A 20,064-nucleotide genomic window follows, 5' to 3' on the forward strand; every position below is an offset into this window, starting at 1 on the left:
GTCAGTCGTCCAGTGACGCATAGACGGCGGCTCGCAGCTCGCGACGGATCGGGTAGCTGGCGGACGGGCGGAGTTGGGTGAGGAACACGACGGCGAGCTCGTCCGCCGGGGAGACGAAGAACGCCGTCGAAGCCATGCCGCCCCAGAAGTACTCGCCGGGTGTGCCGATGGTTTGCGCCACGGTCGGGTCGAGCAGCACGCCGAACCCGAGACCGAAGCCCTGGCCGGCCCGCTTCGTCTCACCACCGAAGTCGGCGAACGCCGCGAGATCTTGACCGCCCGGCAGGTGGTTGGCGGTCATGAAGCGGAGCGTCCGCGGTCCGATGATCCGCGTCCCGTCGAGCGAGCCGCCGCCGGCGAGCATCCGGGTGAACCGCAGGTAGTCCCCCGCGGTCGACACCAGACCGGCCACCCCGGACAGGAAGGTCCGCGGCTTGCCATAGGCGCTCGTCCGCGGATCATCGGTCAGCCTGAAGGTGCCGTCGTCGTACCCGTAGCAGGCCGCGAACCGGGAGATGCTTGCCTCCGGCACCGAAAAGCCGGTGTCGGTCATGCCGAGCGGTTCGAAGATGCGGGACCGCAGGTACTCGTCCAGCGGTTGCCCGCCGATCACCTCGCACAGCAGGCCGACGAGATCCGTGGAGATGCCGTAGATCCAGCGCGCGCCGGGATCGGCCTGCAACGGCAGGCCGGCCAGCCGGCCAGGCAACTCCGACAGCGGTGCATCCGAGTCCATTCCGGTCAGCCCGGCCTGCTGGTAGAGCAGGCTGACCGGGTGCTTGCCGTTCGGCGCCGCGAGGCCCGAGGTGTGCATCAGCAGGTCCCGCACGGTCATCTCGCGACCGGATTCCCGCAGGCCGCCGTCGTCGTACACCTTCGGCCGCCCCAGCGCCGGCAGGTACTTCACCACCGGATCGTCGAGCTGGAAGCGCCCCTCCTCGTAGAGCTGCATCAGCCCGAGGCTCACGATCGGCTTGGTCATCGAGTAGATCCGGAAGATCGTGTCCGTGCGCATCGGGTGGTCGCGCTCAACGTCACGACGCCCGTACGCGTCGAACAACAGGACCTCGTCGCGGCGGGCGACCGCGGTGACGGCGCCCGGGAACCGGCCGTCGTCGACGTACCGCCGGACCAGCGCCGTCACGTTCTGCACCGCGACCTCCTGTAATGATTGCTTCAGAGACATCAATCTCTGTAGCAGAGATTACATGAGGTCGAGCAGGTTCGGCAGAGTCTGTCCCACGGTGCGATCCAGCGCCGCCCTGCGCGCCGACCATGTCCAGCTTCGTGTTCTGTTGTCCGGTGCTGCCGTTGGTGAGTACGCCGATTCGCCAACCCTTGCCTCGGGCAACCTCCAGCGCGGGCCGCGCGTCCGGCAAGGCGGTCCAGCTGCCCTGGTAGTGCTGCAGAGACCCGGTGAAGAGCTCGTCCCCACCGAGGGTAGATGCGATCCTCGATCCGCAGCGTACCGACGAACGGGTAGTGGTGCGGACCTTGGATGCTTCGAGCAGTAGCAGACCGTCCTGCGACTGGGCGGAAGGCATACCACTACCCGTTCTTCGGTACGTCGTTGTGTCAGGCGCGGACGATCGAGTCGCGGTTGAGTTCGCGGTGGTTGGCTACGGCGTCACAAGTCGCCCCCGGCGCGCCGCCTGAGCGTCACCCCGGGGCCATGACCCATTCGCATGACAGATTGCGAGCATGGTTGAGAGCGCCGAATCGATCATCAAGAAGACCGTGCACTTCGAACGCCCGATCAAGGGCAGTGACCTGATCTACGCGGTGCGGTCCGCCACGGGCCGCGACTTCTATCAGAACCACGGGTACAACGAAGGGGACACCTACCGGATCGGCCAGAGGTCGATGCATCCGGCTGAGCATCTTCTCGTCACACCGAACGACGCCGAGGACTTCTTCCGGCCGGAGCAGTTCTACGACTCGGCCGTGGTCGCGAGGCACGACCACGGCGGTACGACGTACGCGATCCGCACCACCAGAGATCGGGAGATCGAGGCGGTGGAGAACTTGGCCGACGGCCTGTCGCGGCATCTTCCCCCTGGACTGCAGGGCGGAGGATCACGCGACCCGTACGCTCCGGTCAGGGGCGCTGTAGCCGGCCCATCGGACGGGAAGGCGGAGCCCGGCCCAGCACCCAGGGATTCCGGACCGAGCGCCGAATCGATCATCAAGAAGACCGTGCACTTCGATCGGCCGATCAAGGGCAGCGACCTCGTCAACGCGGTCCGGGCCGCCTGCGACGAGCCCGGTCGGCCGGATGAGTACGGCGGCCGGGACTTCTATCAGGACCATGGCTACGACGACGGCCACCGGTATCGGATCGGCCAGACATCGTCGCATCCGGATCGGCATCTTCTCGTCCGGCCGAACGACACCGAGGACTTCTTCCGGCCGGAGCAGTTCTACGACTCCGCCGTCGTCGTGCCGCACCGTCACCCCGGTTCGGCCTGGGCGGTCCGCACCAGCCAGGACGACAAGATCGCCGCTGTGCAGGACTTCGCCGATCGGCTCTCGCGGCATCTTCCCGCCGGCCGGCAGGACGATGCCGGGCGCGACCCGTACGCCCCGGCGAGAGGAGCCGTAACCAGTCATCCGGAGACCAAGGCGGAGTCTGGCCCGTGGCGTAGGGATGCCGGACCGAGCGCCCAGCCCCGCGGCTACTGACGACCTGAGACCACCTGGGTGAGCGTCATCCCGATCGCGCGGTCGAGGTGTCGCGCGGCCAGCCCGGCCGCCTGCGCACCGAGCACGTCCAGCTCGAGATTGTCGCCGATCATCAAGACGTCGGCCGGCTCGACGCCCAGCGCCTCGCAGGTCCGCAGGTACGCCTCGGGGGCGGGCTTGCTGACACCGAGCGACTCCGAGGTACAGACGACGTCGATCAGGTCGGCGAGGCCGATCGCGGCCAGCTTCGCGTTCTGCTGCTTCGTGCTGCCGTTGGTGAGTACGCCGATCCGCCAACCATTGCCTCGGGCAACTTCCAGCGCGGGCCGCGCGTCCGGGTACGCGATCCAGTTGGCTTGATACTGCTGAAGGTAACCGGTGAAGACCTCGTCCAGTTCGGCGTCGGTCGACGGCACCGGGCGACCGAGCACCGGGAGAAAGGTGCGGAGCCGTCCGCGCCGCTGCCCCTGGTGGGTGAGCTCTCCCGACAAGAACCGGTTGAACTGGTCTTCCTCGATGACGAACCACTCCGCGATCAGCTCGTCGGTCGGCGTGATCCCGAGCTCCGTCAGCCAGCTGCGGAGCCCTCGCACGGCGCATCCCGTGTGGTCGAACAGGGTGTTGTCGAGGTCGAAGATGATTGCCTTCATGCGCGGACCACCGAGTCGCGGTTGAGTTCGCGGTGGTTGGCGTAGCCGGACAGCGCCAGCGTCAGGTCGAGCTCGGCCAGGAAGCACCGCAGTACATGCTCGACACCTGCCTGCCCGGCCAGCGCGAGGCCGTACAGCAGCGGACGACCCAACAGCACCGCCTTCGCTCCTAGCGCGAGCGCCTTCGCCGCATCCGATCCGGTCCGTACGCCGGAGTCGAACAGGATCGTCACCTGCTCGCCGACCGCCTCCGCGATCGCGGGCAGTGCGTCCAGCGACGCGACCGCGCCGTCGACCTGACGGCCACCGTGGTTCGAGACCACGATGCCGTCGACGCCGTGCTCGGCCGCGAGCTTGGCGTCCTCGACCGCAGTGATGCCTTTGAGAACGATCGGGCCGTCCCAGTTGTCGCGCAGGAACGACAGGTCGTCCCAGACCAGCCCGACGTTCGGGAAGATCTGCGCCCAGAGCATCACCGCCGCGCCGGGGTCCTCGGAGATCGGCTTGGCCAGCTTCGACTGGAACACCGGGTCGCTGAAGTAGTTCGCCAGCCCCTCCCCCTTCAGGAACGGGAGGAAACCGCGGTCCAGATCGGCCGGCCGCCAGCCGATCGTCCCGGTGTCCAGCGTGACGACGAGTACGGCGTACCCCGCGGCCTTGGCGCGCTGCAGGAAACTGAGGCAGACGTCGCGGTCGGTCGGGTAATACAGCTGGAACCACTTGCTGCTCGCCTCGATCTGCTCGATCGCGTGGCTCGCCTGGGTCGAATGGGTGTAGGTCAGGCCGAGGGTGTCGGCGGCCCGTGCCGTCGCCAGTTCACCGTCGGGGTGCGCGAGGGTCTGGACCCCGATCGGCGCGACCAGGACCGGCGCGGGCATCGCCGTACCGAGGATGGTGCAGGACAGGTCACGTTCGGTGCTGCCGCGGAGCATCCGGGGCGCCAGCCGCCAGCGCTCGAACGCCGCCTGGTTGGCGCGCGCGGTCGCGCCGCCGCCGGCGCTCGGCACGATGTACCCCATCGCTTCCAGCGGGAGCTTCGCGGCCGCCTGCGACTCCAGCCGGGCCAGGTCGGTCGTGATCTCCGGCTTCGTCCCCTGCAGCATTCCCTGCAGGTAGATCTGCAACTGGTAGTCCCCGAAGTTGGCCATGCCGGATGCTTTCACGCCGACCGCGGGACCTCAACCACAGCGCCCCGGCCAGCGCCACGAGGCAGCACAGCCAGGCGAACCAGTCACCCCACGCGGTGTAGATCGTCTTGTCGATACCCGTTCGGAGCTCGCCGATCAGGACGGCTGGAGCATCTGCCGGGGCGATGGTCTCCGCGACGATGCGGCCATTGGCGTCGGTCAGGGTCAGGCGGCCCTGGCTGCCGTCGCGGGCGATCGGGATGCCGTTCTCGATACCGCGGAGCATGGCCATCCGGCTGTGCAGCCAGCCGTCGCCGACGAAGTCGAGCGCCGGGACGAGCAGGAGCGACACGTCGAGCCTGCCGTACTGACGGGCCAACGCCGGGAAGTCCATGTCCTTGCAGATGATCAGACCCCAGGTGTTGTACGTCGCCAACTGATCGCCCGAGGCGTACGGCTCGATCCCGGGGATCAGGTGGTGCTTGTCGTACGCCGTGGGCGCGGTGGCGTCCGGGTGGAAGATCAGGGCGCGGTTGTGATCACCGTCGCCGAGCACCGTGAGTCCGACGACCAGCTCGATCTTGTTGCTGTCAGCAAGTGTTTGGAACTGTCCGGAGAGTCGCGGGAGGTCCGTCGTCTCGACATCGACGATCTTCTCCGGCAGCAGCACGATCTTCGCACCGGCCTGGGCTGCCTGGGTGATCATCGGGCGGTACCGATCGAGGATCGCCGGTCCGCCCGCGTTCGGCCAACCCGCGTCGTCGGCGCCTTGCGCGGACAGCACAGCGATCTTCACCGGCTGACTCTCCGGCGTCCCGTGCAGTCGGACGACGCCGTACAGACAGGTGCCAATGGCAACAATCACCAGAGCGCCGACGAGCATGACCTTGCGCGCGGCGATCACCGCGGCCGGCAGAAACAGCAGGAAACTCAGACCCCAAGGCCCGGTCAGCGACACAATCTGGTTGACCGGAGCAACTTCGACCTGCGTGTACGCAAGACTCGTGAATGCCCCGTGCGGCGACACAGTCGCGATCAGGTAGTCGAGCCCGGCCCACAGAGCCGGCGCCGCAAACGCCGCGACCACTGGATGCCCGCGCACCACAAGCCCCCGGAAGAACACCACTGTGCCCGCGAACACCCCAGCCAGCAGCAACAGGAAAGCCAACGCAACCACAGGCAGTTCGAGATCACTCAGCAGGTATCGCGCAAGGTTGGCGAGCCCGAGCAGCCAGCCCACGAAGGCGGTCAAGGCCGCCGCGCCCACCCGAAGCCGAGGAGCTACCAGAAAGACCGGAACGGGAGCGAGCCAGGTCAGGGTGGGAATCGTGTGTAAGCCGGACCCGAAGTACAACAGCACACCTGTCGCGAGGGCCGCTGCCACCGCAACCCATCTAGAGACGTAGTTCATCGATCATCCTTTCGCCGAGGCGGAGGCACAGGGCGCGGAAATCTGGGTCTGGCATGCCGATGCGGTCGCCGTGGTGGAGTTGGATCAGGCCGTGCAGGAGGGCGGCGAACAGCAGACTGGTTTCCCAGAGGTCCGCGTCGGCGCGGAACAGTTTCTGCTCGACGCCGGCGGTGATCGCGTCGGCGACCAGGTTGAGCGTGGGTGACTTGCGAGCGCGGAAATCCGCCGGAAACTTCCGCGCCTGGTCCCGCCGCTCCATGAACATGTAGTCGTAGAGCCGCGGCTGACCGAGCGCGAAGTCGACGTGGTCGATCAGCATCTCCCGCATTCGCGCGTCCGCCGCTTCGGGGCGTTCCGCCGACTCCCAGCGCCGCACCAGCTCGGCGAACGCCGCGTCCGCGACCGCGTTCAGCAATGTCTCGCGGTCGCCGAAGTACTGGTAGATCGCCATCGGCGTGATCCCGACCGCGGCCGCCACCTTCCGCATCGACACCCCGGCCGCACCGTGCTCGGTCAGCAGGTACGTCGCCGCCGCGGTAATCCGGTCCTTCGTCGTCACCTCGCTCATGACGACCATTAAATACACATTCCCTATACGCCGTATAGGCAGAATGACCCTGACCGGACCCTGAGCTATGACATCCGTCAGGCCCGGGGCCGGACGTCCGTCAGCGCAGGATCCGGACGGATCGCATCCGCACGACCGCCCCGCGGCCACGAGAGTTGTGGACATGACGAACACGAACGTGGTGACCGCGCCCCAACACAGCAGCGTGAAGCGGAGTCTGCCCGCCCTCGGCCTGTTCTTCCTGTCGCCCCTGGTCGCCGAGTTCCTGCTCGGAAACATCCCGATCAGCGCACTGTTCGCGCTGGTCGGCCTGGCCCCGCTGTACGGCGGTGGCGCCGTACTGATCCGGGAGGTTGTCCGGCGCCGCGGCTGGGGTTACCCGAGCGTGGTGATCCTGGCGCTCGCGTACGGCGTCCTCGAGGAGGGCATCACCACTCAGTCGTTGTTCAACCCGAACTACGCCGACCAGCGGCTGCTGGACCCGGGCCACATCGGCTTCCTCGGGATGGGCGCGCCGTGGACGGTTTTCGTGCTCGGACTGCACACGATCTGGAGCATCACGGTGCCGATCGTGCTGGTCGAGTCGATGTCGCGACGGCGGCGCGAGCCCTGGCTGGGGAAGATCGGCCTGAGCGTGTACGCCGCCCTGTTCGTGGTCGGCATCGTCGCCACGACCGCCATCCAGCTCGGGACGGACTCGTTCGTCGCGTCCCCGGCCCAGTTCGCCGGCGTCGCGGTCGCCATCGTCGTCCTGGTCGTCCTCGCGGCACGGGTCGGCCGCCGGACCCCGCGTCGCACTCCGGGCACCGTGCCCTCGGCCTGGCTGTTCGCGGTGGCAGGCCTGGTGGTCAGCTCGGGATGGATGCTGACGAGCGACCTGGTGAAGAACGGCTGGCTCGGTGCGGCCGTGATGCTCGCGATCGACGCCGCGGCGGCAGTCCTCCTGGTGCGCTACGCACGGCGTACGGGCTGGACGCAGAAGCACGCGATGGCGGTGGCGGGCGGCGTCCTGCTGACCTACGCCTGGCACGCGTTCCCCGAGAACCCGGTCTTGGCGGCTCCCCACACGGTCGACCTGATCGGCAACGCGGTCTTCGCCCTCCTCGCGGTGGTCCTGCTGATCTCTGCAACAATCAGGCGTGACAAGTTCGGTGACTCCTGACACACGCGGTACTGCGCGGCACGTCAGCCTGGCGTTGTTCGCGCTGGCGACCGGTGGTTTCGCGATCGGGACCACCGAGTTCGTCACGATGGGGCTGCTGCCGCAGATCGCGGACGGTGTGCACATCTCGATCCCGACGGCCGGCCATGTCGTCTCGGCGTACGCGCTGGGCGTCGTGGTCGGCGCTCCGGTGATCGCGGCGCTCGGCGCGCGGACCGGACGGAAGCGGTTGCTGCTCGGGCTGATGGCGGTCTTCGTCGCCGGCAACGTGCTGTCGGCGGTTGCGTCGAGCTACGAGTTCCTGATGGCGGCGCGGTTCTTGTCCGGGCTGCCGCACGGTGCCTTCTTCGGCATCGGGGCCGTGGTCGGCTCGTCGATGGTGCCGCCCGAGCGGCGCGCGCGGGCGGTGTCGATGACGATGGTCGGGCTGCCGGTCGCCAACATCATCGGCGTACCGCTGACGACTCTGCTGGGCCAGCGGCTCGGGTGGCAGGTGCCGTTCCTCGCGGTCGGCGTGCTGGGGTTGCTGACGCTGGTCGCGGTCTGGTTCTGGGTGGCGCCGCAGCCGGTCGGCAGCGACGTCAACGTCCGGAGCGAGCTGAGCGCGCTGGCGCGACCGCAGGTGTGGATGGCCTTACTGGTCGGGATGGTCGGCTTCGGCGGGATGTTCGCGACGTACTCCTACATCACGCCGACGATGACGGAACTGGCCGGTTTCTCGGAGTCCGCGGTCACGATCGTGCTGGCCGTGTACGGCGTGGGCATGACCGTCGGCACCGTCCTTGGTGGACGGCTCGCGGACCGCGCGCTGATGGCGAGCGTGTACGGCGGGTTGGTGGCGGTCGCCGTCGTACTGGGGACGTTCGGCTGGCTCGCGCAGAGCCGGCCGGGTGCGCTGGTCGCAGTGTTCGCGATGGGGTGCTCGGCGAGCATCCTGGTGCCGGCGCTCCAGACCCGTCTGATGGACGTCGCGCACGAGGGCCAGTCGCTGGCCGCGTCGCTCAACCACTCCACGCTGAACATCGCGAACGCGCTCGGCGCCTGGCTCGGCGGGGCCGTACTCGCGGCCGGTTACGGCTACGAGTGGCCCAGCCGACTGGGTGCTGCCCTCGCGGTCGCCGGTCTGTTCCTCGCGCTGATTTCCGGTCTGATGGAACGTCGAGGGTCGACTCAGGTGCTTGCCTGAGGGTCTCGTCACCGCCGACTTGGTTAGATCGGGGTATGGCGACCATGACGTTGGGCGCTGCCGATCTGGTACGGCGGCGTGGGCTGCGGCAGATGCGGTCGGTGGCATTGGCGCTGCTGGTGCTCGCGGCGGTGATCTACGTGGCGACGCTGCACGGCAGCGGCGGCTGGGCGTACCTGAACGCGGCCTCCGAGGCGGCGATGGTGGGTGCGCTGGCGGACTGGTTCGCGGTGACCGCGCTGTTCCGGCGGCCGCTCGGGCTGCCGATCCCGCACACCGCGATCGTGCCGACCCGCAAGGACAGCTTGGCGGAAAGTCTCGAGCAGTTCGTGACGGAAAACTTTCTGTCCGAGGAAGTCGTCGCGGAAAAGATGCGGACGGCGGAGGTCAGCCGCCGGGTCGGCGAGTGGCTTGCCGACGGCAACCACGCCGAGCGGATCGTGGCGGAGGGCGCGCGGACGATCGGGGCCGCGTTGCCGAAGCTGGGCGACGACGACGTTTCCGCATTCGTGCGGGGATCGTTGCTGCCGCGGTTCGTGAAGGAGCCGTTGAGCCCGATCGCCGGGCATTTCGTGCAGTCGGTGGTCGAGGACGGCGCACACCACGCGCTGTTCGACCTGCTGATGGTCGAGGCGTACGACTGGCTCGCGAACAACCGGGACCTGCTCGCAGACGTGGTCGGTCCACGGGCGCCGCGCTGGTCGCCGCAGTGGGTGGACCGGATCGTGATCGACCGGATCCACCGCGAGGCGCTCGCGTGGCTGGCCGACGTACGGGACAACCAGACGCACCCCGCGCGGCGGGCGGTCGACCGACTGCTGGCGCAGTTGGCGGACGACCTGCAGCACGATCCCGAGACCATGGAACGCTTCGAGGCGTGGAAGGCGCGGATGCTGACCCATCCGGACATGGGCTCGAGCCTGACCGCCGTCTGGGACGCGATGCGGACGGCGCTGATCGACTCCATCAACGACCCGAACAGCACCCTCCGAGCCCGCGCGGTGAAGGCACTGCATGACCTCGGCCGGCGGCTCCAGGACGACGAGTCGCTGCGCTCCGGGGTCGACGCGCGCGCGGCCGAGGCCGTCGGGTACGTCGTCCGTACGTACGGCACCGAGATCGTCTCGGTCATCTCCGACACGATCGAACGCTGGGACGGTCGCGAGGCCGCCGCGCGGATCGAGCTGCACGTCGGGCGGGACCTGCAGTTCATCCGCATCAACGGGACCGTTGTCGGGGCGCTGGTCGGGCTACTCATTCATACCGTGAGCCAGCTGCTGTGAAGGCGACGTACATCCGGAAACGCAAACGCCCTTCGGGATCGGGGCTCTGGCCGGCGTACCTGTTGGAGAGCGACGCCTTCGGGACGTGGTTCTACACGCCGGCGCATTCACTGTTCCGCGGGAGCAACGGCGAGGTCTGCGAGGTCGCGCAGCTCGGGCCGGGTAGGCCCGGCGAGCATTGCGTTCAGCTCGTGCCGCGCGACGGGTGGTGGTTCGCGTACTTCCGGCAGAGCGGTTTGATCCACGTCGACGTGAGCACTCCGCCGGCGCTGGTCGGTGCCGAGTGGACCTTCGAGGACCTGGAGCTGGACCCGTTCCGCCGGCCGGACGGGACGATCGGCACCGAAGACTGGGACGAACTGGCCGCCGCCCACGCAGCCGGCCTCATCACCAACACGGAACGCGAGGCAGCCGAGAACACCGCCCGCACCCTGGAAAAGCAGTTCACCACCAACACAGAGCCGTTCGGTCGCGCCGGCTGGGACCGCCTGTCAGCGGCGATCGAACGAGACCTATCACCGCTGACCGACTTCGGAAACCACCCCGTGGACTAAATCCCGCAGGTCGGCGGCGCGGCCGGGCAACCATCCGGGGCGGTCAGCTGGTCCTGCAGGATGTGAGCATCGATGACGGTGTGGTGACTACGGGGGTGACAGTGGTGCGGGCCGGCGACAGCGCGGAGAGCTTCGACGCCTTTGTGGCGGCGCGCTCGCAGACGCTGTTGCGGACCGCCTATCTGCTGACCCGCGACCACGCGCTGGCCGAGGACCTGGTCCAGACTGCGCTGGCCAAGGCCTGGTTCCACTGGTCCAAGATCGACAACCCGGAGCCGTACGTACGCCGCATCATGGTCACGACGTACTCCTCCTGGTGGCGCCGCCGCTGGAACGGCGAGATCCCGACCGAGGAACTCCCCGAGTCCCCCGCCCCGCCCGGCGAGGAGCAGCTCGATCTCTGGGACGCGATCGGCCGCCTCCCGCGCCGCCAACGGTCTGTCGTGGTACTGCGCTTCTACGAGGACCTCAGCGAGGCCGAGACCGCCCGCCTGATGGGCAGCACGGTCGGCACCGTCAAGAGCCAGACCGCCAAGGCCCTGGCCAAGCTCCGCGTCGATCCCGCGCTCGCCACCAGTACGACAGCAGACCTGGAGACCCCGCGATGAACCTCCAAGACCTGCGCGACGAACTCGCCACCCAGGCCGCCTCCGCCGACCAGCACCCCTCCGACCTGCTGCCCGGCGTCAAGGACAAGATCCGCGGCACCCGTCGCCGCCGTACCTTCACCGCCGTCGGCGTGGTCGCGGTGATCGCCGCCATCGCCGCCGGCCTCGTGCCCGGCCTGCGCTCGACACCACCGGCTCCCGCCAACCCTCCGGAGGACTTCACCCGGGACGGCCTGACGGTGCCCGGCCTGGTCGGCAACGACAGGTTGCTCAAAGCATGGATCGGCGACCGCGGCCAGGGCAAGCTGGCGTTCTCCTGGACACCCACCACGGACTCGATCACCATCCATGCCAACTGCAGCGGCGACGGTGGCGCTCTGGGCGTCCGGTTCAAGATCAACGGCTGGTACGTCGGGGACGCCGGCTGCGGCGCCCAACCGGAAGCCTGGTCAATGGACGGCGGTGCCCTGCTCCGACCGGACTCCCCGTTCTGGCTGTCGTCCCCGGTCGGCAAGCCGGCTGAGGTCTCCGCCGAACTGATCGACCTGGAGACCCGCCGCCCGGCCGGAACGAATGCCCGGATCTGGTTCGGCATCTACTCCACCGGCGCGAACGCGGCGGCCAACGGCGTACCGACCCGAACGGTCCCGGCTGATCCGGACGCCTACACCAACTACGGCGTGGTCTACCGCTCGAAGATCGGCGGCGACATCCTGGCCGGCGCGAAGGTGGCCGACCCGGGCCGGACCGAGGTGCGGTTCAGCTTCACCGCGACCGGCAACCGCCTGATCCTGCACGACTTCTGTACGGCGAACGCCGGCTCGGACACCGCTCTTCCGTACTCGGTGTCGATGCGGATCGGTCCAGGAGAGCCGTTCCTCTCGACCTGTCAGGCGAGCTCGACCGACGCCGGAGTCGGCAGCAGCATCACCATCGCCTCTCCCGTCCCGGCCGGGCAGCGCGTCGACGTGGTCGCGCAGATCGTCCCGTCACAGAAGAACGGCCCTGCCGCACCGCCGGATGCGCGGCTGGGGATGGGCGTCTATTTCGAAGGCGATCAGCAGGTGGTCGACGGGGTCTCGCTCCCGGAGCAGACCGAGATGGCCGGGTACGTGTACAAGCTGGCCGACCTCAAGACCGCCCCCGGCCCGGCCGGGCACGTCTCGATCGACACGCCGGCGGACAAGCCGTACGTGATCGCGTACGGCGGCTCGACGCTCGGCAGCGGCCAGTTCGAGGCCGGTCTGTCGGTCGGGAAGACTGAGACCGGACGCAACGTCGCATCGGCTGACGGCCTCGGCGTCGGGTGGGACGCCCAGGGCGCCGGCCCGGCGGACAAGGCCACAATGACCATCTCCGGAGACAAGCCCACCAAGGGGACGTTGATCCTGGCGATCTACCTGCCCGTCTAGACCCAGCTGTGCAGGTCGGCGGCGTCCTTGGTGAATTGTTCCGGGGAGTCGTCGGCGACGAACTCCAGGAGGGCGTTGATCTCGCGGGGCTCGGCGGCGAGGCGGTCGAGGACCGGGCGCCACAGGGACTCGCGGGCCGCGAGCGGCAGCCGGTTGTTGGACGGCCACCAGGAGAACACGTGGACCGTGCTCAGCCAGGGCATCAGCGACTCCAGCTGCTGGAGGCACTGCGCGTCGTCCAGGTCGACCGGCGGCTGCCAGTACGTCTTGAGGTTCGGTGCGCCGACGTCGAGCAACAGCGTGATCGTCGAGTCGACCTCGTCGGTGAGCGTGTTGCGGTGGAACTCCATCGCGATCTCGATCCCGGCACCGGCGGCCATGTCAGCCAGCTCGCCGAGTCCGCGGGTCACTGCCATCCGGTCGCCGACGCCGGCTTCCGCCGTACCGACGTTGCCGGCCCAGACCCGGATCCGCGGAGCACCGAGGGCCTCGGCGGTGGCGACCGCGGAACGCATCTCCTCGCGGTCGACGTTGCCGGCCCGGAGATACGAGCCGTACGCCGCGACCTGCAGGCCGTGCACCTCGGTCAGGTTGCGCACGCGCTTGGCGTTGACGAGGTTGCCGAGCGGGACATGCACGTCACCGCCCCACTCGATCGCGGCGAGCCCGGACTTCGCCGCCACCTCCACCACCTCGTCGACCGGCAACTGACGGAACGTCACCGAGACCAGACCGGTCCTCACACCCACGCGCGCCTCCTGGTGTTCACCCCACCATCCAACCCCATCACACCAACGAACTCACGCCGTGCGTCACCCGATGGACGGCGGGCGCCTGCGCTCCGCAGGGTTCGGTCCCCCGCCTTTGACGACGCCCGCCGGAGGGACCACCAGCCCAGCGGCAACGACAGCACCACCAGGGCCGGCAGGACCAGCGGCCGCACCGGCTGCGGCAGCAGGCGCCTGGGATGGACCATGAGATCCCTTGTGCGCCTCCCCCACGGCTGCGGCAGTGATCGAATTCGCGATGTAGGCCTCCGCCCTGTCCCGCAGCAACGGGTGGAAGGCGTTGGTCCGGTCGTCGGACGCGACCAGTTCAGCCGCAAGCCGTCCTGCCGAATCCCCCGCGGCCGGACCCGGGCCACCGTGCTCCTGGTAGTTGTTGTTCATGTGCGCGGAGAACCGGTCCGCCTCCGGGCTGTGACTGTCACCGTGGGCGAGGGCGACGACGTCACCGTGCGCGCTCTCCGCGGCCCGCTGGATCGCCTTCTCGACCCGCTGCCGGGCGACAACACGATCCTCCGGGCCCAACTCGGCCGAACCGAGCGCGGTACGCGTCACGTCGTCCACCAGTGCGTCGATCAGCTCACGACGGGACTGCGCCATTCGTTGCCTCCTGTGGTTGTGGCAGGTCGCCGCACAGACTAGTGGCTCTGCGTCTCACGTCATGAGCAAAGTAGTTGGATGCGACTGTCGCGGAGGCTTACGCTGACGCCGTGCCGGAACAGCGAAGAGGATTCACCTACGGGTTCACCGCCTACCTGATCTGGGGTCTCTTCCCGCTGTACTGGAAGCTTCTCGACCACTCCGGCGCGATCGAACTACTGGCGCACCGAGTGCTGTGGTCGCTGATCACGATCGTGATCCTGGTCTCGGTACTGCGGAAGTTCGGCGGTGTGAAGGCTCTCCTCGCGCAGCCGCGACGCCGGTGGCCCCTGGTCGCGGCGGCGTTCCTGATCTCGGCGAACTGGGGCACGTACATCTGGGCCGTCGGCAACGGCCACGTCGTCGAGACCTCGCTCGGGTACTTCATCACGCCGCTGTTCACGGTCCTGCTCGGCGTCTTCGTGCTGAAGGAACGCCTGCGGCCGATGCAGTGGACCGCACTGGCGATCGCCTTCGTAGCTGTCCTCGGTCTGGCGATCGAGAACGGCCGGCCGCCGTGGGTCGCGATCATCCTGACGTTCTCGTTCGGGTGTTACGGGCTGGCGAAGAAGCAGGCCGGCGCCGGCGCGATCGAGGGTATGGCGGTCGAATCCGGCACCGTCGTCCCGCTCGCGGTGGCGGCCATCGTCGTACTCGGGCTGCAGGGCCACGCGACCGTTACCCACCACGGGACGGGGTACCTCATCCTGGTGCTGCTGACCGGCCCGATCACCGCCGTACCGCTGCTGCTCTTCGGCGCCGCGGCAACCCGGGTCTCGATGACAACCCTCGGGCTGCTGAACTACATCGCCCCGATCATGCAGTTCATCTGCGGCCTGGTGATCTTCCACGAGCAGATGACGCCGATGCGCTGGGCCGGCTTCGGGCTGGTCTGGGTCGCGCTGGCCCTGTTCACCTTCGACAGCATGCACAGCCGCCGCCGCACCCTCGCCCTCGAGCGCGCCGCGGTCACCGCCTCCGCAGTCTGACACCCGTCGCCATGTCGCTTGACGATCCTTATTCCGGACATCTAATATCCAGGTTATGAAGATGAACGAGGGCGTCGAGTGGGCGATGCACAGCTGCGTGAACCTCAGCTGGGCGTCCGGCGAGGCGGTCACCGCCAAGCGCCTCGCCGCCTTCTACAACCTGCCCACGGCGTACCTGAACAAGCAGCTCCAGGCGCTGACCCGGGCCGGCATCCTGACCTCGGTCTCCGGGCCGAAGGGCGGTTTCCAGCTGGCCCGCGACCCGCGCGACATCAGCCTGCTCGACATCGTCGTCGCGATCGACGGACCGGACGACGCGTTCCGCTGCAGGGAGATCCTCAAGGAGGGTCCCGGCGCCGACGCGCGGGCCGACTACACCAAGATCTGCGTGATCTCGCAGGCGATGCGCGGCGCCGAGCTGACCTACCGCCGCGAGCTGGCCGGCAAGTCGATCGCCGATGTCGCCGACGAGGTCGTCCGGCTCAACCCGAGCGCGCCGGGCAACACCAGGAACCGGTTCGCCAACCTCTGAACTCCCCCATCTTTCCGCCTTTCAGCCAGGAGTTGATTCTGGATGTCTAATGTCCTCAATAAGCCGATGATCCTCGGGCTGCTCGCGTTCGCGCAGCTGATCATCGCGATCGACTACACGATCGTGTTCGTCGCGGTCCCGGACATCGGGCGCGAGCTCGGGTTCGCACCGCACAACCTGCAATGGGTGGTGAGTGGGTACGCTGTTCGCGGAAGGCCGGGAGCGCAACCGGGCGTTCTCGATCTGGGGCGCTGCCGGCGGCAGCGGGATGGCACTGGGCTCGCTGCTCGGCGGTGTCCTGACGCAGGCGTTCGGCTGGCCGGCGATCTTCTTCGTGAACGTTCCGCTCGCGGCTGTCGGGGTTGTCGCCGCATTGATGCTGATCCCGGTTGATCATGAGGATCGCGGCGCCCGGCGGTTCGACGTACCTTCGTCGGCGCCAACCTCGGCGGCCGGCTGGCGACCCGCTTCGGCCTGCACGTCACGCTCGCCGCGAGCCTTGCCCTGGCCGGCATCGGCGTTGCCGTACTCGGCCTGATGATCTCGACGAGCGCGTCGTACGGCGCGCTCGTACCAGCCCTGCTGCTCCTCGGCCTCGGCCAGGGCAGCGCGTTCACCACCATGTACGCCGCCGCGTCGACCGGAGTCGCGCCCGAACACCAAGGAGTCGGCTCCGGCACCGCCTCGACCGGCCAACAGGTCGGCAACGCGGTAGGCCTCGCCGTACTCGTTGCCATCGCCAACCAACCCGCCAACGCCGTCACCGGCCTGCGCACCGCCATCCTCCTCACCGCCGCCGGCGTCATGCTCACCGCAGCTCTGGCCCTGACCGGCCGCCGTACCCCTGTTTTTGCCCTCAGCAACTAAAAGGAGATCTGTCATGACTGTTCTGATTCGCGCCGATGAAGCCGAGGTTCTGCCGGCGAGTGGCGTCACCCTGCTGGCCGACGTACCCGACACCGACGGCCACCTCACCAGCCACCGCTCGATCTTCCAGCCGGGCAAGGAGGGCGCTCCGCCGCACCTGCACCGCGAGGCCGCCGAACTGTTCTTCGTCCTGAAGGGCTCGCTCAGGGTGCTCACCGGCGAGGACATCGTCACGATGCGGCAGGGCGACTTCCTGCTGGTCCCGCCGAACACCCCGCACGCCTTCGAGGCCGCCGGGGACGAACCGGCCGAGGTGCTCTTCGTCCTCACCCAGGCCAAGCCCCGCTTCGGCTACTACCGCCTCCTCGAAGGCGCCTACCGCGGCGACACCGACTGGGCCGAGGTGGCCAAGACCAGCGACCTCTACGACAACCACTACGTCGAAAGCCCGGCTTGGCAGGACCGCCTCATGAGCTGAGCCGATCTGGGCACTTGGTGACGATGACGCACGAGTGGTTCCTGACGCCGGCCGAGCGGGGCAATCCGGCGACCGACATCGACTCCGACGGAGCCTGGACCGAAGGAAACCTCGTCCGGCCGCTGGTGCACGGCGCGACGTACTTCAAGCACCTGTACGACGAACTGTGCGCCTTGCGGCCGGGCGATCGCGTCTACTTCACCGACTGGCGCGGCGATCCGGACGAGGTGCTGTACGACGACGGCCCGACGATCGGTCAGGTCCTCTGCGATCTCGCGCGGTCCGGGGTGGAGGTCCGCGCGCTGTTGTGGCGCTCGCACTCCGATCACCTCAGCTTCAACGCCCAGGAGAACCAGCACCTCGGCACCGAGTTGAACGAGGCCGGCGGCGAGGTCCTGCTCGACCAGCGAGTACGCCGGCTCGCGTCGCACCACCAGAAGCTCTTCGTGATCCGGCACCACGACGATCATGCCGCCGACGTCGCCTTCGTCGGCGGCATCGACCTGTGCCACGGCCGGCGCGACGACGAACGCCACCAGGGCGATGCACAGACCGCGCCGATGGATCCGCGCTACGGCAGCCGGGCGCCGTGGCACGATCTGACGCTCGAGATCCGCGGTCCGGTGGTCGGGGATCTGCTCCGGTGCTTCGTCGAGCGCTGGGACGATCCGCATCCACTGGACCGGCGTACGCCGTACCGGATGGTGGTGCAGCGGCTGGCCCGGATGCCGCGGCGCCCGGCCGACCTTCCGGAGGCGTTCCCGGATCCCCCGCCGGCTGGACCACATGCCGTCCAGGTGCTGCGGACGTACGCGCACAAACACCCCGGATTCCCGTTCGCTCCGCGCGGCGAGCACAGCATCGCTCGCGGGTATCTGAAGGCGTTCGCCCGCGCTCAGAAGTTGATCTACGTCGAGGACCAGTACCTCTGGTCGGACGTGGTGACCGAAGGCCTGCGCGAGGCCCTGGAGCAGTCGCCGGCCCTGCGCATCATCGCGGTCGTGCCGCGGTACCCGGACCAGGACGGCCGACTCAGCGGGCCGCCGGCGCGGCATGCCCAGCTGGAGGCGCTCCACCGGCTCGACTCCGACCGGGTCGCCGTCTACGACCTGGAGAACGAAAGCGGCGTACCCATCTATGTGCACGCGAAGGTCTGCATCGTCGACGATGCCTGGATGACCTGCGGATCGGACAACTTCAATCGCCGGTCGTGGACCAACGACAGCGAGCTGACGTGCGCGATCGACTCCCCTGAGCTCGCCCGCTCGCTGCGGCACCACCTCTGGTCCGAACATCTCGGCACCGCCTCGCCCGACCTCGACCCGAAGACCGGCTTCGACCAATGGCGGGCGGCCGCAGCAGCTCTTGACGGGTGGTACGCCGATGGTTCCGGTGGGCCGCGACCCGCCGGGCGGATCCGCGCCCATCATCCGCAGCCCCTCGGCCGGTTCGAGACGCTCTGGGCCGGCTGGCTGGCCCGCCACCTCTACGATCCCGACGGCCGTCCCCGCGCCGCTCGCCGCCGGAACACCTTCTAGTGTCCTGAGTCGGAAGTTCGGCGAGAGATTTCGGTGTTCAGGTGCGTGCATCGCGGTGCGTGGTCAGTGGCCTCGATGCGGAGCATCGTGGGCGCTGGGCACGTGCCGTGAGGTGCGTGCCTGGGCGCCGAAAGCGCCGTCGAACTTCCGACTCAGGACACTAGCAGTCTGTGAGGTCTGACACGGGACGTCACAATCTCGGTCCTTGCGGGGTCGTATGTATGACCGAGGAGGGCCGAACCATGCGGCGTCCATGGAGCAATCTGCGAGCGAGAGTATTCCCCGACCACTGGTCGCTGCTGTTCGGCCAGATCGCCTTCTACAGCTTCATTGTGGTCGTGCTGAGCGGCGTGGTCCTGATGGTGTACTACGAGCCATCGGTCGACCACGTGGTGTACGACGGGCCGTACGCGCCGCTGCACGGCGTACCGATGTCACGTGCGTTGGAGTCGACGCTGAGGATCACGTTCGAAGTCCGTGGTGGGCTGCTGATGCGCCAGCTCCATCACTGGGCGACGTTGATCATGGTGGCGGCGATCACCCTGCATCTGCTGCGGTTGTTCTTCACCGCCGGATTCCGTCGGCCGCGGCGGCTCAACTGGCTCGTCGTCTTCGGGCTGCTCGTGGTCACGCTCGGCGCGGGCCTGACCGGGACCTCTCTCCCGGACGACATGGCGTCAGGCACGAGCCTCGCAGTGCTCGACGGTGTCCTGCAGGCGACGCCGTTCATCGGCTCCGGTCTGTCCGCGCTGCTGTTCGGCGGTGACTTCCCCGGCGATGTGATCTCGCGGTTCTACCCGCTGCACGTCATCATCCTGCCCGTCGTGATCCTTGTGCTCTTCGTCCTCGGCGCAGTCCTCGCGCTCAGGAACAAGCCCGCGCAGTTCGCGGGGCCCGGGCGGACAGAGGGCAACGTGGTCGGACGTCCGGCGGCCGTCGCCGCGGTGAAGAGTGTCGGCCTGTTCTGCTTCGTGGTCGGGGTCGCGATCCTCATGGCCGCGACCGCGACCATCAACCCGGTCTGGCTCTTCGGACCGGCCGACCCGGCGGACACCTCGGCCGGCGTCGGCCCGGCCTGGTACCTCGCGTTCCTGGACGGTTCGCTCCGGCTGGCGCCGGGATGGGAGGTGGTCTGGTGGGGCAAGACCATCAGCTTTGCCGTCCTGCTCCCGGTTGCCGTCTGCACGCTGTTCCTTCTGCTCGTCGCGGTCTACCCGTTCATCGAGGAACGCCTGACCGGCGACCACAAGGATCACCATCTGCTCGAGCGCCCACGCAACAACCCCACCCGAACCGGCATCGGCGTCGCGGGCATCACCTTCTACGGCACCCTCTGGGCCGCCGCCGGCGCCGACACGATGGCCGTGCAGTTCCACCTGTCGGTCAACACCCTGCTGCGGATGTTCCAGATACTCCTGGTCCTGGGACCACCCGTCGCACTGCTCATCACTCGCCGCATCTGCCTGGGCCTGCAGCAACGCGACACAGAGATCGCGACGCATGGCATCGAGACCGGCCGCATCATCCGGCTTCCCGACGGCGGGTACGTCGAGCAGCACCGCCCGGCCGACCGCCAACTCACCTCACGATGAC

The 20,064-nt window shown here is 68.3% G+C and carries 21 protein-coding genes; 14 read left to right on the forward strand and 7 right to left on the reverse strand.

Translation table 11 applies throughout. The features are described from left to right. Nucleotide 1: 1 nt before the first annotated feature. Nucleotides 2-1,153, reverse strand: coding sequence for a serine hydrolase domain-containing protein (locus OHA18_RS10015; protein WP_329003652.1), 1,152 nt, complete (start codon nucleotides 1,151-1,153; stop codon nucleotides 2-4). A gap of 548 nt (nucleotides 1,154-1,701) precedes the next feature. Between OHA18_RS10015 and OHA18_RS10020 the strand changes: the two genes are divergently transcribed. Further along, nucleotides 1,702-2,682 carry a hypothetical protein gene (locus tag OHA18_RS10020; protein WP_329003653.1) on the forward strand — a complete coding sequence of 327 codons (981 nt, stop codon included), beginning with the start codon at nucleotides 1,702-1,704 and terminating at the stop codon, nucleotides 2,680-2,682. Here the strand turns inward: OHA18_RS10020 and OHA18_RS10025 are convergent. The 4 genes from OHA18_RS10025 to OHA18_RS10040 are packed head-to-tail and all read right to left on the reverse strand — an operon-like array spanning nucleotide 2,676 to nucleotide 6,438. Beyond that, nucleotides 2,676-3,332: an HAD family hydrolase gene (locus OHA18_RS10025; RefSeq protein WP_329003654.1), complete on the reverse strand. Its 657-nt coding sequence runs from the start codon at nucleotides 3,330-3,332 to the stop codon at nucleotides 2,676-2,678. The genes OHA18_RS10020 and OHA18_RS10025 overlap by 7 nt on opposite strands. Continuing rightward, on the reverse strand, nucleotides 3,329-4,351 hold the full coding sequence (locus tag OHA18_RS10030; protein ID WP_329003655.1) for an alpha-hydroxy-acid oxidizing protein: 1,023 nt from the start codon (nucleotides 4,349-4,351) through the stop codon (nucleotides 3,329-3,331). The genes OHA18_RS10025 and OHA18_RS10030 overlap by 4 nt, the downstream gene beginning before the upstream one ends. Beyond that, nucleotides 4,239-5,870 carry a nitrilase-related carbon-nitrogen hydrolase gene (locus OHA18_RS10035; protein WP_329003656.1) on the reverse strand — a complete coding sequence of 544 codons (1,632 nt, stop codon included), beginning with the start codon at nucleotides 5,868-5,870 and terminating at the stop codon, nucleotides 4,239-4,241. The genes OHA18_RS10030 and OHA18_RS10035 overlap by 113 nt, the downstream gene beginning before the upstream one ends. After that, on the reverse strand, nucleotides 5,854-6,438 hold the full coding sequence (locus tag OHA18_RS10040) for a TetR/AcrR family transcriptional regulator (protein WP_329003657.1): 585 nt from the start codon (nucleotides 6,436-6,438) through the stop codon (nucleotides 5,854-5,856). The genes OHA18_RS10035 and OHA18_RS10040 overlap by 17 nt, the downstream gene beginning before the upstream one ends. Before the next feature lie 163 nt (nucleotides 6,439-6,601). On the opposite strand from OHA18_RS10040, the gene OHA18_RS10045 reads away from it, so the two are divergent. The 6 genes from OHA18_RS10045 to OHA18_RS10070 all read left to right on the forward strand — a co-directional run bounded on the left by OHA18_RS10045 (nucleotide 6,602) and on the right by OHA18_RS10070 (nucleotide 12,643). Continuing rightward, entirely contained in the window at nucleotides 6,602-7,600 is a 999-nt protein-coding gene (locus OHA18_RS10045) for a hypothetical protein (RefSeq protein WP_329003659.1), read from the forward strand. Beyond that, nucleotides 7,590-8,786: an MFS transporter gene (locus OHA18_RS10050; protein WP_329003661.1), complete on the forward strand. Its 1,197-nt coding sequence runs from the start codon at nucleotides 7,590-7,592 to the stop codon at nucleotides 8,784-8,786. The genes OHA18_RS10045 and OHA18_RS10050 overlap by 11 nt, the downstream gene beginning before the upstream one ends. Before the next feature lie 35 nt (nucleotides 8,787-8,821). Continuing rightward, the gene (locus OHA18_RS10055; RefSeq protein ID WP_329003663.1) at nucleotides 8,822-10,069 is read left to right on the forward strand and encodes a DUF445 domain-containing protein; all 1,248 of its coding nucleotides are present in this window, start codon (nucleotides 8,822-8,824) and stop codon (nucleotides 10,067-10,069) included. After that, a complete protein-coding gene (locus OHA18_RS10060; protein WP_329003664.1) occupies nucleotides 10,066-10,623 on the forward strand; it encodes a DUF402 domain-containing protein in 558 nt (185 codons plus the stop codon). The genes OHA18_RS10055 and OHA18_RS10060 overlap by 4 nt, the downstream gene beginning before the upstream one ends. 83 nt (nucleotides 10,624-10,706) lie before the next feature. Then, nucleotides 10,707-11,231: a SigE family RNA polymerase sigma factor gene (locus OHA18_RS10065; RefSeq protein ID WP_329003665.1), complete on the forward strand. Its 525-nt coding sequence runs from the start codon at nucleotides 10,707-10,709 to the stop codon at nucleotides 11,229-11,231. Beyond that, the gene (locus OHA18_RS10070; protein WP_329003666.1) at nucleotides 11,228-12,643 is read left to right on the forward strand and encodes a hypothetical protein; all 1,416 of its coding nucleotides are present in this window, start codon (nucleotides 11,228-11,230) and stop codon (nucleotides 12,641-12,643) included. The genes OHA18_RS10065 and OHA18_RS10070 overlap by 4 nt, the downstream gene beginning before the upstream one ends. Here OHA18_RS10070 and OHA18_RS10075 read toward each other — a convergent pair. Both OHA18_RS10075 and OHA18_RS10080 read right to left on the reverse strand, forming a co-directional pair. Continuing rightward, entirely contained in the window at nucleotides 12,640-13,392 is a 753-nt protein-coding gene (locus OHA18_RS10075; RefSeq protein ID WP_329003668.1) for a sugar phosphate isomerase/epimerase family protein, read from the reverse strand. The two genes, OHA18_RS10070 and OHA18_RS10075, sit on opposite strands and share 4 nt — an antisense overlap. 63 nt (nucleotides 13,393-13,455) lie before the next feature. Then, on the reverse strand, nucleotides 13,456-14,028 hold the full coding sequence (locus OHA18_RS10080; protein ID WP_329003669.1) for a hypothetical protein: 573 nt from the start codon (nucleotides 14,026-14,028) through the stop codon (nucleotides 13,456-13,458). Nucleotides 14,029-14,138: 110 nt separating this feature from the next. Here OHA18_RS10080 and rarD point away from each other — a divergent pair, with 110 nt between their 5' ends. From rarD to qcrB, 7 genes are all read left to right on the forward strand, one after another. After that, the gene (gene rarD / locus OHA18_RS10085; RefSeq protein ID WP_329003670.1) at nucleotides 14,139-15,056 is read left to right on the forward strand and encodes an EamA family transporter RarD; all 918 of its coding nucleotides are present in this window, start codon (nucleotides 14,139-14,141) and stop codon (nucleotides 15,054-15,056) included. Nucleotides 15,057-15,111: 55 nt separating this feature from the next. Continuing rightward, the gene (locus OHA18_RS10090; RefSeq protein ID WP_329003671.1) at nucleotides 15,112-15,588 is read left to right on the forward strand and encodes an RrF2 family transcriptional regulator; all 477 of its coding nucleotides are present in this window, start codon (nucleotides 15,112-15,114) and stop codon (nucleotides 15,586-15,588) included. A gap of 193 nt (nucleotides 15,589-15,781) precedes the next feature. Beyond that, nucleotides 15,782-16,126, forward strand: a complete 345-nt coding sequence (locus tag OHA18_RS10095; protein WP_329003672.1) for an MFS transporter — start codon at nucleotides 15,782-15,784, stop codon at nucleotides 16,124-16,126. Beyond that, nucleotides 16,063-16,455, forward strand: a complete 393-nt coding sequence (locus OHA18_RS10100; RefSeq protein ID WP_329006078.1) for a hypothetical protein — start codon at nucleotides 16,063-16,065, stop codon at nucleotides 16,453-16,455. The genes OHA18_RS10095 and OHA18_RS10100 overlap by 64 nt, the downstream gene beginning before the upstream one ends. Before the next feature lie 13 nt (nucleotides 16,456-16,468). Further along, the gene (locus OHA18_RS10105; RefSeq protein ID WP_329003673.1) at nucleotides 16,469-16,933 is read left to right on the forward strand and encodes a cupin domain-containing protein; all 465 of its coding nucleotides are present in this window, start codon (nucleotides 16,469-16,471) and stop codon (nucleotides 16,931-16,933) included. A gap of 23 nt (nucleotides 16,934-16,956) precedes the next feature. After that, on the forward strand, nucleotides 16,957-18,471 hold the full coding sequence (locus OHA18_RS10110) for a phospholipase D-like domain-containing protein (protein ID WP_329003674.1): 1,515 nt from the start codon (nucleotides 16,957-16,959) through the stop codon (nucleotides 18,469-18,471). 242 nt (nucleotides 18,472-18,713) lie between these two features. Continuing rightward, entirely contained in the window at nucleotides 18,714-20,063 is a 1,350-nt protein-coding gene (qcrB, locus tag OHA18_RS10115) for a cytochrome bc1 complex cytochrome b subunit (RefSeq protein WP_329003675.1), read from the forward strand. Nucleotide 20,064: the final 1 nt, after the last annotated feature.

The sequence above is a fragment of the Kribbella sp. NBC_00709 genome (assembly GCF_036226565.1).
In the GTDB taxonomy this organism is placed as follows: Bacteria; Actinomycetota; Actinomycetes; order Propionibacteriales; family Kribbellaceae; genus Kribbella.